The 17,410-nt window shown below is 52.0% G+C and carries 17 protein-coding genes and 1 pseudogene; 16 read left to right on the plus strand and 2 right to left on the minus strand.

Features of this window, described 5'->3' with window-relative positions:
- The first annotated feature begins 1 nt into the window (after position 1).
- The 5 genes from UNDYM_RS10860 to UNDYM_RS10880 all read left to right on the plus strand — a co-directional run bounded on the left by UNDYM_RS10860 (position 2) and on the right by UNDYM_RS10880 (position 5,273).
- On the plus strand, positions 2-2,293 hold the full coding sequence (locus UNDYM_RS10860; protein ID WP_162041045.1) for a DNA polymerase III subunit gamma/tau: 2,292 nt from the start codon (positions 2-4) through the stop codon (positions 2,291-2,293).
- Positions 2,294-2,375: 82 nt separating this feature from the next.
- The gene (locus UNDYM_RS10865) at positions 2,376-2,702 is read left to right on the plus strand and encodes a YbaB/EbfC family nucleoid-associated protein (RefSeq protein ID WP_110253135.1); all 327 of its coding nucleotides are present in this window, start codon (positions 2,376-2,378) and stop codon (positions 2,700-2,702) included.
- Between the two features lie 2 nt (positions 2,703-2,704).
- The gene (gene recR, locus UNDYM_RS10870) at positions 2,705-3,301 is read left to right on the plus strand and encodes a recombination mediator RecR (protein WP_162041046.1); all 597 of its coding nucleotides are present in this window, start codon (positions 2,705-2,707) and stop codon (positions 3,299-3,301) included.
- Between the two features lie 20 nt (positions 3,302-3,321).
- Positions 3,322-3,987: a hypothetical protein gene (locus tag UNDYM_RS10875; protein ID WP_162041047.1), complete on the plus strand. Its 666-nt coding sequence runs from the start codon at positions 3,322-3,324 to the stop codon at positions 3,985-3,987.
- Between the two features lie 38 nt (positions 3,988-4,025).
- Complete coding sequence (locus UNDYM_RS10880) at positions 4,026-5,273, plus strand: CaiB/BaiF CoA-transferase family protein (RefSeq protein ID WP_162041048.1); 1,248 nt, start codon at positions 4,026-4,028, stop codon at positions 5,271-5,273.
- 151 nt (positions 5,274-5,424) lie between these two features.
- On the opposite strand, the gene UNDYM_RS10885 is transcribed toward UNDYM_RS10880, so the two are convergent.
- Together UNDYM_RS10885 and elbB are read right to left on the minus strand one after the other, a co-directional pair.
- The gene (locus UNDYM_RS10885; RefSeq protein ID WP_162041049.1) at positions 5,425-6,027 is read right to left on the minus strand and encodes a MarC family protein; all 603 of its coding nucleotides are present in this window, start codon (positions 6,025-6,027) and stop codon (positions 5,425-5,427) included.
- 41 nt (positions 6,028-6,068) lie between these two features.
- Positions 6,069-6,719 (minus strand): isoprenoid biosynthesis glyoxalase ElbB, encoded by a 651-nt coding sequence (gene elbB, locus UNDYM_RS10890; RefSeq protein ID WP_232063959.1) that lies wholly within the window; start codon positions 6,717-6,719, stop codon positions 6,069-6,071.
- Positions 6,720-6,958: 239 nt separating this feature from the next.
- On the opposite strand from elbB, the gene UNDYM_RS10895 reads away from it, so the two are divergent.
- The 11 genes and pseudogenes from UNDYM_RS10895 (at position 6,959) to gspD (ending at position 17,410) form a co-directional block, all read left to right on the plus strand.
- Complete coding sequence (locus UNDYM_RS10895; RefSeq protein WP_162041050.1) at positions 6,959-7,159, plus strand: DUF1289 domain-containing protein; 201 nt, start codon at positions 6,959-6,961, stop codon at positions 7,157-7,159.
- A gap of 56 nt (positions 7,160-7,215) precedes the next feature.
- Positions 7,216-9,474, plus strand: coding sequence for a molybdopterin cofactor-binding domain-containing protein (locus UNDYM_RS10900; protein ID WP_162041051.1), 2,259 nt, complete (start codon positions 7,216-7,218; stop codon positions 9,472-9,474).
- 219 nt (positions 9,475-9,693) lie between these two features.
- Positions 9,694-10,164: a type II secretion system major pseudopilin GspG gene (gspG, locus tag UNDYM_RS10905; protein WP_162041052.1), complete on the plus strand. Its 471-nt coding sequence runs from the start codon at positions 9,694-9,696 to the stop codon at positions 10,162-10,164.
- Between the two features lie 9 nt (positions 10,165-10,173).
- Positions 10,174-10,638, plus strand: a complete 465-nt coding sequence (gene gspH, locus UNDYM_RS10910) for a type II secretion system minor pseudopilin GspH (protein WP_370529109.1) — start codon at positions 10,174-10,176, stop codon at positions 10,636-10,638.
- Between the two features lies 1 nt (position 10,639).
- Positions 10,640-11,026, plus strand: a complete 387-nt coding sequence (gene gspI, locus UNDYM_RS10915) for a type II secretion system minor pseudopilin GspI (RefSeq protein WP_162041053.1) — start codon at positions 10,640-10,642, stop codon at positions 11,024-11,026.
- Positions 11,016-11,696: a type II secretion system protein J gene (locus UNDYM_RS10920; protein ID WP_162041054.1), complete on the plus strand. Its 681-nt coding sequence runs from the start codon at positions 11,016-11,018 to the stop codon at positions 11,694-11,696. Before gspI ends, UNDYM_RS10920 begins: the two co-directional genes overlap by 11 nt.
- Positions 11,693-12,697, plus strand: coding sequence for a type II secretion system minor pseudopilin GspK (gspK, locus tag UNDYM_RS10925; RefSeq protein WP_162041055.1), 1,005 nt, complete (start codon positions 11,693-11,695; stop codon positions 12,695-12,697). The genes UNDYM_RS10920 and gspK overlap by 4 nt, the downstream gene beginning before the upstream one ends.
- 6 nt (positions 12,698-12,703) lie before the next feature.
- A pseudogene (gene gspL / locus UNDYM_RS10930) lies at positions 12,704-13,897 on the plus strand (type II secretion system protein GspL); the annotation flags it as partial.
- 118 nt (positions 13,898-14,015) lie between these two features.
- Positions 14,016-14,450, plus strand: coding sequence for a type II secretion system protein GspM (gspM, locus tag UNDYM_RS30645; protein WP_232063962.1), 435 nt, complete (start codon positions 14,016-14,018; stop codon positions 14,448-14,450).
- 15 nt (positions 14,451-14,465) lie between these two features.
- Positions 14,466-15,245 carry a type II secretion system protein N gene (gspN, locus tag UNDYM_RS10940; RefSeq protein WP_370529460.1) on the plus strand — a complete coding sequence of 260 codons (780 nt, stop codon included), beginning with the start codon at positions 14,466-14,468 and terminating at the stop codon, positions 15,243-15,245.
- A gap of 29 nt (positions 15,246-15,274) precedes the next feature.
- Positions 15,275-17,410, plus strand: coding sequence for a type II secretion system secretin GspD (gspD, locus tag UNDYM_RS10945; protein WP_162041058.1), 2,136 nt, complete (start codon positions 15,275-15,277; stop codon positions 17,408-17,410).

Below are 17,410 nucleotides of genomic sequence, written 5' to 3' on the forward strand. Positions count from 1 at the left end.
GATGTCCTATCAAGTCCTCGCCCGAAAATATCGCCCCAAGAGTTTTGAAACTCTGGTGGGGCAAGAGCACGTGGTCCGTGCCTTATCGCATGCGCTAGAGCAGCAGCGGCTGCATCACGCCTATTTGTTTACCGGTACCCGTGGTGTCGGCAAGACGACGCTGTCACGCATACTGGCCAAATCCTTTAACTGCGAGACGGGCATCACCGCCCATCCTTGCGGAGTTTGCGAAGCCTGTACAGCGATTGATGCCGGGCGCTTTGTTGACTATATTGAAATGGATGCCGCCTCGAACCGCGGCGTCGATGAAATGGCCTCGCTGCTGGAGCAGGCGATTTATGCTCCGTCCAATGCACGCTTTAAAGTCTATATGATAGACGAGGTGCACATGCTGACCAACCACGCTTTCAACGCCATGTTGAAAACGCTGGAAGAGCCGCCTGAACACGTCAAATTCATTCTTGCCACGACAGACCCGCAAAAAATTCCAGTCACGGTCTTGTCACGCTGCCTGCAATTCAATCTCAAGCAAATGCCGCCTGGCCATATCGTTGGCCATCTGGAAAATATCCTGGGGCAAGAGCAAATCGAATTTGAATTGCCCGCCTTGCGTTTGCTGGCACAAGGTGCCCATGGCTCCATGCGCGATGCCTTGTCGCTGACAGATCAGGCAATTGCCTATGCTGCCGGTAAAGTAAGCCTTGATGCGGTGCAAGGCATGCTGGGTGCGCTGGACCAGTCTTATCTGATACGCCTGCTGGATGCCTTGCTGGCCCAGGATGGCAAGGCCTTGCTGGATGTTGCCGACGAAATGGCAGCACGTAGCCTGTCTTATAAGGCTGCCCTGCAGGACCTGGGTAGTTTGCTGCACCAGATAGCCGTGGCGCAAATGGTGCCAGCAGCAGTGGCAGAAGATATTCCTGAGCGTGAACAGGTATTGCGCCTGGCGCAGAGTTTCGCCAAAGAAGAAGTACAACTGTTTTATCAAATTGCCGTACATGGCCGCAATGAGCTGGCGTTGGCACCTGATGAATATGCAGGCTTCAGCATGACACTGTTGCGCATGCTGGCATTCAAACCCGTCAGTGGTGAGCAATGGGCGCAGCCGCCCGCCAGTACACCACCGGCTGGTGGGCGTCCGGCTTTGCCGGTGAATCATGTTAACAATCAGGCTCCCTCACAAAGCGCTGGTCGTCCGGGTTCTGCTCCTGCTTCCGGTCCTGCAGTCGCAAATGTCAGTGGTTCCGTACCGATCGCAAGCGCAGTACAGGCAGTTGCGCCTGCCAGAGTTACTGCAGAAGTAGCGAAACCGGTAGTACAGGAAAAAATAGATGCGCCCGCACCAGCACCAGTGCCAGCTACTGGTGCCCGGGTAAGCCCTGTCATGGCGGCCTTGGCCGCTGCACGTGCAGGTGCAGGTGCCAAGGGCGGTACGCCAGCCCGCTCGGCTCAGTCTGAAGCCGCGCCGGCATCACAAGTCAAGGCTGTGATTGCGCCCGTGGCCCCGGTTGCTCCAGTCGCGCCCGTCGCTCCGGTTACTCCGGCTGCCACGCCAACTGTCAAAGTCGCACCGCCATCCGCGCAGCCATTAGTCAAGCCAGCCCAGCCGGTGTCTGCACCCGCGCCTTTGATTGCCGAGCAGGATATGCAATCCATGGGCATGGATGATATGCCACCACCCTGGGATGAAGAAATGTTCTTCGATGCAGAGCCTGCAAAACCGGCGATGCTACCACGAGTGACGGCTCCCGCTGCACCTACTGTGCCGCAGGAGCAAGCCGCGTCAGTTGAAGTGGCCGTGCTAGCTGACCAGGAACAGCAAGCTGTTGCTGCAGAAGTTGTCAAACCCAGGGAGTCTACTACCCCGAATGCTGATCGGCTGATCGCGAATGCACCAGTGCCTGAGCTGAATTGGGATGGTCATTGGCCAACACTGGCTGCCAGTTTGCCAGTGCGTGGTGTAGCGCAGCAAATGACACAGCAAAGTGAACTGGTCAGTTGCAAGCAGGATGGTAATGCTCATGTATTCCGCCTGCGCCTGCCTTTGGCGACTCTCCTGTCTTCGGGCAGTGTAGAAAAACTTAGTGCAGCCCTGACTGAGCGTTTTGAAAAAAACATACGGGTAGAAACCGAGATAGGTGCGGTTGAGCATACAGCCAACGCACAGGCTGTGGCTGAGCGTGAAGTGCGCCAGCAACAGGCAGAGAAATCCATACAAGGCGACAGTTTCGTGCAGACTTTAATGCGCGAATTTGGTGCCACTATCGTCACAGGCAGCATACGGCCGATCTGAGATCGGCAATGTGTAAGTAAATGTGTCTGTGCTTGTGAGCATCTTTCAAACAAATTCTAATTTTATTTTCGGAGAAATTTTTATGATGAAGAATCAACTGGCTGGCCTGATGAAACAAGCCCAGGCTATGCAGGACAATATGAAAAAAGCCCAGGATCAATTGGGCCTGGTAGAAGTTGAAGGCCAGGCGGGTGCTGGCTTGGTCAAGGTTGTCATGACCTGCAAGAATGATGTCAAGCGCGTTACCATCGATCCATCTCTGCTGGGCGATGACAAGGACATGCTGGAAGATCTGGTCGCTGCTGCATTCAATGATGCAGTACGCAAGGCAGAAGCCACTTCACAAGAAAAAATGTCCGCACTGACAGCTGGCATGCCTTTGCCACCCGGCTTCAAGATGCCATTCTGAGTGTGAAAAAACTCGGTAGTCTGGAAGCCTTGTCTGAGGCATTGCGCCGCTTACCCGGTGTTGGGCCAAAGTCTGCGCAGCGCATGGCTTATCACTTGCTGCAACATGACAGGGAAGGCGCCGCCATCCTTGGCATGGCGCTGACTCACGCGGTTGAGCGGATACAGCATTGTGCATCCTGCAATACCTTCAGCGAGAGCGAAGTTTGCGAAACCTGTCTGGATGCTGTGCGCGATACCAGTCTGCTATGTGTGGTGGAAACACCTTCTGACCAGATGATGATAGAGCAGACCATGACGTACAAAGGCTTGTACTTTGTACTCATGGGACGACTCTCGCCGCTTGATGGCATAGGCCCGAAAGACATACACCTGGAAAAGCTGGTTACCAGAGCTACTGACGGTAAAGTGCAGGAGGTGGTGCTGGCGACCAATTTCACCAATGAGGGCGAGGCAACTGCGCATTACATCAGTGAGACGCTGAAGGCACGTGGCTTGCGGGTCAGCCGTCTGGCGCGTGGTGTGCCGGTTGGTGGTGAACTCGAATATGTGGATGCAGGTACGATTGCCCGCGCCATGCTGGATAGACGGACTACTTAATTATAATAATATAAGCCATCATGTTTCTGATCCCCGCCGAACAAAAAAGCAAATTGCAGTTGCAATGGTCAGACCTGATACAGGGCTTGGCGGGTAGTCCCCGGCATGCCAAAGAAGTCTGGGCTTTACTGGACAAACACTACTCCGAACCTCAACGCAGTTTTCATAATCTCACGCATATCCAGTCCATGCTCAGGCATGCTGAAGAGCGGCGCGCAGATATCCAGAATTTCCCTGTCGTCTCGCTGGCGATCTGGTTTCATGACATGGTGTATGACACCCATGCCAATAATAATGAACTGAAAAGTGCAGAATTGGCAGGAGAGTTGATGATGCGCATGGAGATCAATCCCACCGTCATCATGCATGTGCAGCAATGCATACTTGCCACGGCCAGACATGAAGTGGCTGATTTTAAAAACCGTGCGGCAGATATTCCCTTGTTTCTCGATATTGCACTGACTATCCTGGGCGCACCCAAGGACGTGTATCAGCAATATAGCCGGGCCATACGCAATGAATTCCGCTGGCTGGAAGCACCTGCTTACAGGGCAGGGCGACTGAAAGTGCTGAAGCGCTTTGCAGGCCGCGAACAACTATATTTTCACCCCATCATGGCGGCGCAGTTTGATGCGCAGGCACGCGCCAATATCGCATGGGAAATCAAGAAGCTGACTTTTGTATAAGTCAGTCCCGTAAAACCTTTCTGAGCGCATTTTCTCTTATGCAGTCACAAGCTAAAGCACATGGCCCTTTGGCGGGCATCAAGGTTCTGGAGTTGGGCACACTGATCGCAGGACCATTTTGCTCGCGCATGCTGGCTGAATTTGGTGCCGAAGTGATCAAGGTAGAATCGCCCGATGGCGGCGACCCTTTGCGTCAATGGCGTGTGCTAAAGGATGGTACTTCACTGTGGTGGAGTGTGCAGGCGCGCAATAAGAAAAGCATCACCCTGAATATGAAGCAGGAACAGGCGCGTGAAATTGCCAAACGCCTGGCCCTGGAAGCCGACATCATCATAGAAAATTATCGCCCCGGCGTACTGGAAAAATGGGAGCTGGGATTTGAAGATTTAAAAGCGATCAATCCCGCCACCATCATGGTGCGTCTGTCTGGATATGGCCAGACCGGGCCTTTGAAAGACTTGCCCGGCTTTGGTGCCATAGGCGAGTCCATGGGCGGTTTGCGTTATGTCTCTGGCCACGCTGATCGCCCACCTGTGCGCGTAGGCATATCGATAGGGGACTCAGTCGCCGCCTTGCATGGTGTCATTGGTGCCATGATGGCCCTGCGTCATCGCGATGTCACGGGTGGACGCTGGAATGGCAAACAGGGCGAGGCATGTGTTGCTGGTCAGGGCCAGATGGTGGATGTGGCTTTGTACGAGTCGGTCTTCAATTTGATGGAATCTCTGGTGCCGGAATTTGATCATGCCGGTGTCGTGCGTGAACGTACTGGTGGTGCTTTGCCTGGAATAGTCCCATCGAATACTTATACCACTGCTGAGGGTGAAAATATTGTTATTGCAGGTAATGGTGATGCGATCTTCCACAGGCTCATGAAAGCCATAGATCGTGATGATTTGGCGCAAGACCCTGGTCTGGTGCGCAACGATGGCCGTGTCCCGCGTACGGCAGAAATTGATGCGGCAATTCAAGCATGGTGCTCAGGCCGTGATATAGAAACAGCCTTGCAAATACTGAAGGCTGCGGATGTGCCAGTGGGTAAAATCTACTCTGTGCGGGATATGATGAGCGATCCGCAATTCCTGGCGCGCCAGATGTTCGAGCAGCATGCATTTGATGATGGTACGCCAGTCAAGCTGCCTGCCATAACACCCAAGATGTCAGAGACTCCTGGGCAGACTCAGTGGTTGGGTCCGCGCCTCGGTCAACATAATCAGGAAGTGCTGAGTGCCTTGGGTTATAGTGATGCCGAGATCGCGCAAATGACTGAAGATAAAATAATTTAAAGGACAACCATGAATCGTCAAATGCTTAAACAATTCCTGATTGCCCTGGCGTTGTTCCTGCTCGGTTACTTTAGCTTTAATCACTGAAGGCGCTTGATAAATCGTCTGGTGTGGCTGACCAAGTCCTCAATGCGTGGTCAGCTGTATTTTGTCAGTTCAGGGTTTTCAGATAATCCCTGATCCCCGCCAGCAGCATTTCGACCGACATCGCCGTCAGTATCAAGCCCATCAGGCGTTCGAAGGCCGTCATCGCGCGCACACCCAGTACTTTTTGCATGCGTTCTGCGCTCAATAATACCACCAGCCAGACTATTGCAACGGCAGTCAATGCCGCCAGATGTACCACCATGTCCTGACGGCTATCGGATGAAAATAGCAAGACTGTTGCCAGCGCAGACGGGCCAGCCAGTGCTGGTATTGCCAGTGGCACGATAAAGGGTTCGTGACCATCTTCCACATCGCCAAAAATACCACCTTCCTGCGGGAACACCATGCGCAAGGCAATCAGGAACAGGATCACACCACCACCTATGCGCAAGGACACTTCAGTTAATTGCAGCGCAGTGAGGAAGTGTTTGCCAAAGAACATGAACAGCAAAAGCAGGCCAAAGGCTATCGCGCATTCGCGCACGACCACACGCCAGCGCCGCTCGGGCGCAACATGGGACAGGGCACTGACAAAGATGGGGACGTTGCCAAACGGGTCGGTGACCAATATCAGCAACATCAGGGATTGGAAAAAATCTTGAGTCATGAAGACCTTGTTTTAAAAATGATACCTGGGGCTTGGGGGTTTCAGATTAATGCCAGCGTCGCTTTGACGGCAGCTTCTATGCCAGTAGCAGCTTCAGCAATGTTTTCTGCCAGCATATAGGCTGGTGTGCTGACAACTTTTCTTTGCTTGTCGATGACAAATTCTTTGACCGGGCAATTGATGTGCTGCCCGCCCATGGCAGTGACAGCGCTTGCTGTGCCTTCATCTGTGCCTATGGTGACGGCGACACCATTGCCATAGATGTGGGGCATCATGGCGGGAGCGATGCAGATGTAACATGCGGGTTTGCCTGCATCAGCGATGGCTTTGGCAAAACGCAAGACATCTGGCTGTATCTGGCAGTCTGCCCCTTTGCTGGCAAAATCAGACAGGTTTTTGGCTGCGCCAAAACCACCAGGGAAAAATACGGCGGCATAGTCGTCAGCATTTGCCAGCGCGATATCTTTGATTTTGCCGCGGGCAATGCGGGCAGATTCCACTAATACATTGCGGCTCTCACCTTCAGCGACCAGGCCAGTAAGGTGATTGACAACATGGGCTTGCGGGATATCGGGTGCCAAGAACTCAGGTTCTGCACCGGCTCTGACGAGAGCCAGCATAGTCAGCACACTCTCGTGAATTTCAGCGCCATCGAAGACGCCACAACCGGAAAGAACGACGGCTACTTTCATGATGTACCTTTATATTTGTGAGGGATAGACAGAAAGCAGCCAATTTTCCCGCTGAAGCCTGTAGGCTGTCAACAAAGTCCCTCTGTTTCTGGAAAAATAGAGAGCAAAATAGAGTAAGACCACCAACGCAGTAAACAAAAAAACATTTACTATTAGCCGGGGAAAATGCGAACGCTCGTTTTATTATAAGAGCGCCAAGCTCTCAGGCAAGATTTTCCTGAAAACAAGAGTACATATATATGTCAGTAATAAAGATGGAAGGCAAAGAACGCCCGGACACGCCATGTGTTGCCGTTTGCTCAACAACATTTGATGATGTCTGTCGTGGCTGTGGCCGCACCGTGGCTGAGGTGGCAGAGTGGGTGTTCATGAACACAGAACAGAAGGAAATCGTCTGGACCAGGATATTGGCAGAAGGTTATCCAAGACGGAATACATAAGCACGCCAAATATATAAGAAATAATATGAAGGCGGCAAAAATAAGGGAGACAGCGCATGTCGCAGCTAAAAAAATCAGGACGCCGCCGCTTCATCCTGGGTGGCTTGGGCTTGACGGGTGCATTACTGGTAGGTTGGGGCGTAATGCCTCCGCGCCAGCGACTGAACACCAGTACACCCTTGCCGGTATCAAATGGCGAAGTCGCCATGAACGGTTGGATCAAGATTGTGCAAGATGGCACAGTCAGTGTTGCCATGCACAGGAGCGAAATGGGGCAGGGCATACATACTGCCCTGCAAATGTTGGTGGCCGAAGAGCTGGATGTGCCCATGAGCATGGTCAGGCCCATGTATGTGCCCGCTGACAAAATCTATGGAAACATGGCCGCATTGGCTGATGGCCTGCCTTTTCACCCGGATGATCACGGTAGCCTCAAGCGCACCGCGCAATGGGTGACGCTCAAGTTTGCCCGCGAACTGGGTTTGCAAATGACAGGTGGCTCATCCAGCGTCAAAGACGCCTGGCAACCCATGCGCGAAGCAGGTGCTACGGCGCGCGCCATGCTGATTGCCGCAGCAGCAAAAAAATGGAAGGTGGCTGCGACAGAATGTAGAACCAAAGATGGAGTAGTCAGCCATTCATCCGGCAAGCATGCCAGCTATGCTGAACTGGCTGCTGATGCCGTCAATAGCAAACCTGGTGAGATACAACTCAAGCGTCCGCAAGACTTCAAAATCATAGGCCAGCCGCAGCCGCGTACTGATGCTGCGCCCAAAGGTGATGGCAGCGCCCAGTTTGGTATTGATGCGCGACCAGAAGGCATGGTGTATGCCGCCATCAAACAAAGCCCGACCATAGGTGGTCGCATCAAGTCTTTTGATGCCGCTGCAGTCAAGTCCATGCCCGGCGTTATGCAGGTCATTGATTTCTCCATGGAAGGGGCGGTGGCAGGTGTGGCCGTGGTGGCTCAGTCTTATTGGCAAGCCAGACAGGCATTGGATAAATTGCCCATCACTTGGGATGCGGGCGAGCATGCGCAACTCTCTACAGAAAGTATATTCAAGGACTTTGCCAATAAGCTCGATAGTGAATCTGGTTTTGCCTATCACAAGACTGGAGATGTCGAAGAAACCTTGGCTGGCAAGAACGTAACAAAAACCGTAGAGGCAGAATATCGTGCGCCGTTTCTGGCGCATGCTGCGATGGAACCTATCAATTGCACCGCACAGCTCAAGGATGGCAAGCTGCAAATCTGGGTTTCTACCCAGGTACCTGGTGTGGCCGTAGATGTGGCTGCCAAAGTTGCCAAGCTTAAATCTGAAGACGTCACTCTGCACATGGCCTATCTGGGTGGTGGTTTTGGCCGCAGGCTGGAAGTAGATATGGTCGCGCAAGCCGCGCGTATTGCCTTGGAAATCAAGGGTGCTCCTGTAAAGATGATCTGGAGCCGGGAAGAAGATACGACGCACGACATGTATCGCCCAGCCGCCCTGGCACGCTTCAGGGCAGGGCTGGATAGTGCGGGCAAATTGCTGGCTTATGACAACAAGTCCGTGTCGGGTTCAATTACCCATCAGGTATTGGCGCGCACCTTTGGTTTGATGGGGGCTGGTCCTGATAAAACCACGGCAGAAGGCGAGTTTGACATGCCGTATGAAATCCCGCATCAGCGCATCCGGCATGTCATTGCTCCCAGTCCCGTTGCGCTTGGTTTCTGGCGCTCAGTCGGCCATTCACACAATGCCTTTTTTAAAGAGAGTTTTATCGATGAAATTGCCCATGCAGCTAATCAGGATAGCCTGACATTCCGCCGTGGCTTGTTGAAGGATCATCCACGTCATCTGGCCGTGCTGGATGCAGTAGTACAAAAAGCGGGCAAGCCAGCGGAAGGCAGGGCCCATGGCCTGGCATTGCATGAATCCTTTGGCAGTATAGTCGCCCAGATAGCCGAGGTCTCAGTGCAGGATGGGCAAATCCGGGTGCACAAGGTAACTTGTGCTGTGGATTGCGGCATAGCGGTTAATCCCAATATCATTGCCCAGCAGATGGAGTCTGCCGTGGTATTTGGCCTCAGTGCTGCCTTGTATGGCGAGATCACGATCAAGGACGGCAAGGTCATGCAGAGTAACTTCAACGACTATCAGGTCTTGCGCATCAATGAGGCACCAGAAGTCGAAACTGTCATCATCAAGAGTGCAGAGCTGCCGCAGGGGATAGGTGAGCCAGGCGTGCCGCCGATAGCACCAGCAGTTGCCAACGCGGTATTTATCCTGGCTGGTAAACGTCTGCGCAGTCTGCCGCTGAAATTGAGTTGACACATACTGGTGGTAGTATGAAGTGCAATTCAACAGAATTCATACATATTAATTTCCAATTTTGTGTTTAAATATTGTCTTCAAGGCATTTTTTGTTACTATTCGATACAGAAAGTGGCCCCAGGGATAATCTCAGGATTTATACTGCGTCAGCGTGCAGCTAGTATGTACGCCACGCATTTTTTTATTTTTAGAGTTTTTATTTTTTAGAATTACGCCATGCTTAATTTTTCAGTTCCTTCAGTTTCATTACGTGCAGGCAAGGCCAGGAATTCCCAGCGCGGTTTTACCCTGATAGAGATCATGGTGGTTGTGACCATCATCGCCATTCTCGGTGCTTTTATGGTGCCTAGACTGACGGGTTTTACCCATGAAGCCAGGGTGACTGCAGCCAAGCAGGATATTTCCACCATCATGGGTGCACTGAAGATGTACAAATTGCATAACCAGCGCTACCCGACTACGGAACAGGGTTTGCAGGCACTGATAGAAAAACCAACGTCTGGCCCTGCAGCAAATGCATGGCAGACGGGTGGCTATATAGAAAAACTGCGCAATGACCCATGGGGCAAGCCATATCAATATCTTTCGCCTGGTATCAGAGGTGATGTTGATGTATTTTCTCTGGGGGCTGATGGCCAGCCTGGCGGCAGCGGAGAAGATGCCGATATAGGCTCCTGGGATTTATAAGAAGCAAACATGAAGATGAAGCATGGGCAGCAAGGTTTTACCTTGCTGGAGTTATTGGTGGTGTTAGTCATTTTTGGCCTCATTCTGGGTGCCATCAGTATTAACGCCATGCCGGGCGAGCAGCAACGCCTGGAAAATGACGCCAAGCGTATTTCCCTGCTTTTGCAACTTGCCCGTGATGAAGCGATCGTGCGCAATTTGCCGGTGGCTTTTGAGGTGGATCAGAATGGTTATCGCTTTCTGGTCAGGGAAGACAGAATCTGGTCTCCTATCAAGGACGACATGCTGCGCGAACGGTTTTTTCAAACTGCGCCAGTAGAATTATCCATGCAGCCCCAAGCGGCAGACAGCTCGGTGATCAGGATACTGTTTGGCCGTGAACCCGTCGATAAACCCTTTGTGCTCACCATCAAGTCCAATGACAAACATGTCAGTGTACGGGCCGACGGTATAGGTCATTTTTCAGTGGAATAAGATGCATAAGATGCCGCGCTTGCGCTCACAATCTGGATTTACCCTGCTGGAAGTACTGGTGGCACTGGTCATCGTCGGTACTGCCCTGGGTGCGAGCTTGCGTGCAGTGGGTAGCCTGACGCAAAACAGCAGCAGCTTGCGCGCTTCCATGATGGCGACCTGGTCGGCTGAGAACCGTTTGGCGCAAATACGTCTGGCGCATGAGTGGCCCGCCTTTGGTGAGCGTACCTTTGCCTGCCCGCAAGGCGACTTGCACCTGATGTGCGAAGAGCATGTCATTGCCACTCCCAATCCTTCTTTCAGAAGAGTTGAAGTGTTTGTGTATGAAGCAGACAGCCCTGAGCGCCGCATCATCAAGCTGACGCAGGTGGTGCCGAATGCACTTTAAATGTAGGCCATCCCGGAAAGACCGTACAGCCAATTTGCCGCAGTCCGGTTTTACCCTCATAGAGCTCTTGGTAGCAATTACCATATTAGCGATTATCGCCGTGCTCGGCTGGCGTGGCCTCGATAGTATTGTCCGCGCCCGCACCGTGCTGGCCGAGGAAATGGAGCAGACACGCGGTATACAACTGGCGTTTGCCCAATTGGAGAATGATTGCGCCCATATCGTTGATGCCAGTAATTTGCCGGGCCGTGAAGTTTTCAGCGCCCAAGGGCCGAGATTGGCATTGGTGCGCACTGTATTTGAAGAGAATCAACCCACCCGCTTGCAAGTTGTCGTCTACAGCGTGCGTGGTGGAGTACTTGGCAGGCGCGAAATGCTGCCCACCCGTGAACTGGCAGTGCTGGAGCATGATTGGCAAAATGCCATGTCTGATGCCGAGACCACGCCCTCGATCGGCTTGCAAACGCAGGTGACAGGGTTTGAAATGCGTACCTGGAAAGAAGGTGAGAATGGCTGGCGTGCCGGTGGCAGCGAAGCCGGCGCCAATCCCACACCAGCAGCGCCAGGCATTCCAAGCAGAGCCGGTAAATTGACCGGGCTGGAAATTGCCGTGCAGCTATCAGGCCGTGAGCTGCCTGTCACTAAAGTATTCTTGCTGGGCGCGGTATGAACTCAAAAAATACCCGCCAACAGCGTGGCGTAGCTGTGATTACTGCCTTGTTGCTGACAACCCTTGCTATCACCATTGTTGCCAGCCTGTTCTGGCAACAGCAAGTGCAGGTCAGGTCGATAGAAAACCAGCGCATGCAATTGCAAAAGAAATGGATATTGCGCGGGGCGATAGACTGGGCAAGACTGATATTGTGTGAAGACGGCAAGCAGTCTGCCAATGTCGATCACCTGGGAGAGCCATGGGCTGTCAAGCTGGCAGATACCCGCCTTGATCAATATGTGGAAAATGCCAAGACTGAAAATGAAGATAGCGATGCCACGCTGTCAGGCCAGGTCGTTGATGCGCAAGGAATGTATAACCTGAATAATCTGGCGACAGATGGCAATGTGGATGCACGTGAGGTGGCCGTGTTCAGCCGTCTGCTGGTGAATTTGCGTTTTGATGGGCAACTGGCAGAGGCTGTTGCAGACATGGTGGCAAGGACACAAACCCGGGCGATTGCTGCGCCAGGTTCTTCTTCCGCTGAAACAGGGGCAGGAAAAAGCACCTCCGATTCCGTGCAACCTGAAGTACAATTCCTGCGCTTTACTCAAGTAGATGATTTGCTGGCAATTAATGGATTTACGCCGGAAATGGTGGAGAAGCTCAAAGGCTTTGTTACGGTGTTGCCAGGCAAGACCAGTATTAATGTCAATACGACATTTGCCGAAGTGCTGGCTGCCAGAATTGACGGACTTAGCGTGGGTGATGCTGCCGCCATGATCGCCAGTCGCGATCGTGCGTACTTTCGCACGGTGGCAGAATTCAAGTCGCGCTTTGAAGACAGACTTAAAACACTGACAGACAAGGACGTGGATGTCGCAACCAGATACTTCATCGTCAATGGCAAGGTCAAGATGAATCGTTCGGCACTGGATGTCAGTGCATTGATAGAGCGTGCCGATAATATAGGATCGACGGCAATGACAACAACAGTGCTTTGGGTACGGGAAAATTAAATAAAAATGGCAAGCACACTGTATATCTCTTTGCCCTCCAGAGTGGCGGCACAACACAGGCCTGACTGGTCAGCGCAAGCATTGGCTTTCGCCTTGATATCGGCAGAAGGCCGCTTGCAACAGCAAGGGCATTCCAGCCTCGCTGAATTAAAAACGCTGGCGATCAGCGCAAAACAGGTTGCTTTTATCCTGGCTGCCAGTGACACCAGCTTGCTGAAAACCAAAGTGCCACCGATGTCGGCAGCCAGGTTGAAACAGGCGTTGCCGAATTTGCTGGAAGATCAGTTGATTACCGATCCCTCAGACCTGGTGCTGGTCGGTGGTGATGTGCAGGATGGAGAAGTCACTGTTGCCGTCACGGATAAAGCCTGGCTTGAAGGCTTGGCCAAACGGGTAAAAGACTGGCCGACCAGGAAATTTTCTGCTTATCCAGCACAATTGTCGCTTGCCTATGATGAGGCCAGCCAGACTGCCTCAGCCCTGATAGAAGAAAAGGATGAGGGACTGGAGCTGAGCCTGCGTGACGGTGTTCAGCATGGCCTGGGCCTGAGCCTTGAAAGTGCAGGCATGGGCGATGCGCTTTCCATGCTGGCGCAATTGAGCAACAGTCCTAAAGTTGCTGCTTATGTTCCGGCAACTGCAGTCGAAGCATGTCAACTCGCATTGAAGTCAGATGGCCTGGAAGACAAGATAGAAATCTTGCCGGTAAGCTGGGTCAACCGGGTAGCGGGTGTCAATACCAATACGCCAGACCTGATGACAGGTGTGGCGGCAGAACACATGGCCAGTTTTGACTGGAGCAAATGGCGCTGGCCGCTACGTTTGGCAATAGCCTTGGCGGTAGTCAATTTGCTGGCGCTGAATATTGAATGGTTCAATCTGAGGCGTGAAGAAAAAGATCAGAAGAGTGCCTTGTTGCAGGTATTCCGTAATACCTATCCAAAAGAAACCGTCATTTCTGACCCATTGAAACAGATGCAGCAAAAAATCAACATATCAAAACGGGCAGCCGGACAGTTTGCAATCAATGACTTTGCCGTGATTGCAGCGCAATTCTCGCAAGTATGGGACAGGGTCGGCGTGCCTGGTGGTGTGGCGTCCATAGAATACAAAGACAGGTCATTGTTCGTCAGAATCAAACCGAATGTGCAAGTGCCGATGGATGCCTTGCGTTCTGCACTGGCCGAGCAATCCATGAAAATCAGTACCGCATCAGATGGCGCTTTGCGTGTTTCCACCGGGGTAAAGAATAATGTTCAGTGCAATCAGAGAACAGTTCAATTTCTTTTGGCAGTCCAGGGTAGAGCGCGAGCGCAAAATGCTGATCATTTGTGCCTTGTTCATTATTGCTGCCATAGTCTATGGTTTTTTTCTTGCTCCTGCCTTGAGCGGCCGCAAGCAATTGAGTATTGCATTGCCTGTCTTGAATCAGCAATTGGCAGAAATTACCGAGTTAAGCAAACAGCAGGCCGGCTTGACTGCCAATTTGTCTGAATTTGTTGCGCCTGTGAGCCGAGAACAAATAGAGGCGGTGTTGGGGCGGCGTGGTATCAAGGTGCAAACTGTTGCTGTCAGTGATGATCTGGTACGTTTGCAAATTCCAACCGCTTCTTATGCAAGTTTGATGGAATGTCTCGTGGAAATGCAAAAAGCCTCAAGACTGACCGTGGAAGAAGCAAAGCTGGTGTCCCTGCTGGAAAGTGGTCAGGTAAGTGCGACCCTGACTTTGCGGCAGCAAAGAAGTTCTACCTGAGGCCGGAATACAGCAATGTTAATCACCCGGCGTTTGACGTGGATACTGGCAGCACTGATCAGTGTCATTTTGACTGTAGTTGTGTTTTTGCCTGCGAGTTGGCTGGGCTTTGTGCTTGAAAGACAAAGCCAGGGCAGGTTGAGTCTGGGCGATGTGCAAGGCAGTTTCTGGCAAGGCTCGGCATTTGTGGGTGTGGCAGCAGGTAAAGTCGGGCCGGTGACTCCTTTGTTCCCCGGGCGGTTTCAGTGGCGTATTTCACCTCTGCTGATGTTGGGGCAAATCAAGGTCGAGCTGGAAAATTCTGCGGCCCTGTCTGCCCCTGTCAAGATTGCCGGCAACTTCAGCCAATGGCAAGTCAGTCCGTCGGTGCTGTTGTTGCCGCCTGAACGGCTGGAAGGTTTGGGGGCTCCTTTGAATACCGTAGGGCCTACCGGTTTGTTGCATTTGTCCTGGAATGAGTTGCTGTTTTCGCGCAAGAATGCCCAGTTGAGTATGACAGGACACATGCAGCTGGAGCTGGCAGAAATGGCGTCACGCCTGTCACCTATCAAACCTCTGGGTAGTTACCAGATGGCGTTTGATTTGCGCGGAACAGAAGCAGATATGCAGTTGTTGACGATGAAGGGCCCGATGATGCTGGCAGGCAGTGGAAAAATGACGAATGGTCGTTTCCAGTTTTCTGGCAAGGCATGGGCAGAGGCAGGGCAAGAAGCAAGGCTGGCAAATTTATTGAATTTGCTTGGGCAGCGTCGTAATGACGGTGAAAAAGATGTAATTGCGTTAGAGTTCAAATGAAAACATTTCCATTAAAGCACAGGGTCGCCATGACTAGAAATTCGCTACGCCAACCTATCCAGCAATTGTCTGCATTGACTGGTGCGGCAATATTGACAGCCGGTTTCTTGATGGCACCTATGGCCATGGCACAAGACCCGTCAAAAAATACGGTCGATATCAACCTGGTTGGCGCGGACATAGAGTCGGCCATCAAGGCGATAGGTCACTATACCGGCGTGACTTTCATCATTGACCCCCGGGTCAAGGGACAGATCAATCTGGTGTCGGAAACACCGCTGACCAAGGACCAGGCTTATAAGCTACTGACTTCCACTTTGCGTCTGCAAGGTTTTTCAGTGGTGACGGCGGACGGTTACTCCAAGGTGGTGCCAGAGTCAGATGCCAAGTTGCAGCCCGGCCCTACCCAGAATACAAGTTCAGAAAGAACAGAAACTGCCAAGGGTGACCAGGTCGTCACCCAGATCTATAAGCTGAATTATGAGTCATCTGCCAATATCGTGACGATATTGCGCCCGCTGATTTCGCCGAATAATACGATTAATGGTAACCCCAGCAATAATACGGTGGTCATTACCGATTATGCAGACAACATCAAGCGCCTGAACAAGATCATCGCTGCCCTGGATGTGCCTGCAACCACAGATATGGATGTGGTCCTGATCAAGCATGCAATCGCTTCTGACATCGCCACCATGGTTTCCAAGGTCGTAGATTCGGGCGGCGGCGGTGCTGACCCTACCAAGCCGGTATTGTTGGCTGACCCGCGTTCCAATGCCATATTGGTGCGTGCCTCTTCTGTGGCCAAGGCAAACCAGATCAAGTCGCTGATCGCCAAGCTTGATCAGCCTACCTCACAGCCTGGCAATGTCCATGTGGTTTATTTAAAGAATGCTGAGGCTGAGAAGCTGGCGCAAACCTTGCGCTCCATCGTTACTGGCGATACTTCTTCCTCGCGCAGTTCAAGCAGCACGATTTCCAATGCAGGCAGCGCGGCTAATGGTACCAACAGCCCTGTATCTGCAAATACTACCGGCACGACGCAAAGTAGCATGCCATCATTCAGTAATAACAGCACAGGCAGCAGCTCCAGTGGTGGCGGTGCAGCTGGATATATCCAGGCTGACGCATCGACCAATACCCTGATCATTACCGCGAGTGAACCTGTTTACCGCAATTTGCGCACGGTGATAGAACAGCTTGATGCCCGCCGTGCCCAGGTTTATGTGGAGGCACTGATTGTTGAGATCAGTGCAGACAAATCCAATGAGCTGGGTGTGCAATGGCTGGGCTTGTCAGGTGACAGTACCAGTAATTATCGTATAGGCGGTGGCACGTCGTTCTCTACCAAGGGAAATAATATCCTTAACCTTGCTGCAGGCAATGCCACTACACTAGGCTCGGTGTTGCCGGGCTCAGGCTTGTCTCTGGGCTTGTTCAAACAAGTCAATGGTCAATTGGGCCTGGGCGCATTGGCGCGTGTGTTGCAGACAGATGGCAATGCCAATGTCTTGTCGATACCAAATATCGTCACGCTGGATAACGAAGAAGCCAATATTATCGTCGGTAAAAATGTCCCGCTGATTACTGGTCAATTTACCACTGCATCCAGTGGTACTGCTGGTGTCAATCCTTTTCAGACCATAGACCGCAAACAGGTAGGTTTGAAGTTGAAAATCAAGCCGCAAATCTCTGAAGGCGGCACAGTCAAGCTGGCGATTTATCAGGAAGTATCGAGCGTGGATGATACGACCAATGCCGCAGGCATTATTACCAAGGAACGCTCGATCACTACCAATGTGCTGGTCGATGATGGCCAGATTATTGCGCTGGGTGGTTTGATTGAAGACAGCACCACTGATGGTGGCGAAAAAGTACCAGGCCTGGGTGACATTCCCTTGATTGGCAATCTGTTCAAATACCAGACCAGCAAACGTTCCAAGACAAATTTGATGGTGTTCCTGCGTCCTACAGTGATACGCAATGCAGAGCAAAGCAATAATATTTCTGTTGATCGCTATGACTATATGCGTACCCAGATCGTACCTTCCAAAGATGGCGTTGCAGAGAATTTGTGGCCGTCTGCAGAAAAAGGAAAATTACTGACTACTCCTTTGCTGATCTCTCCTGAGAAAACACCGACAACAGGCAAGGAAGGCAAATAA

Origin of the sequence: Undibacterium sp. YM2, assembly GCF_009937975.1 — a bacterium.
Classification (GTDB): domain Bacteria; phylum Pseudomonadota; class Gammaproteobacteria; order Burkholderiales; family Burkholderiaceae_D; genus Undibacterium.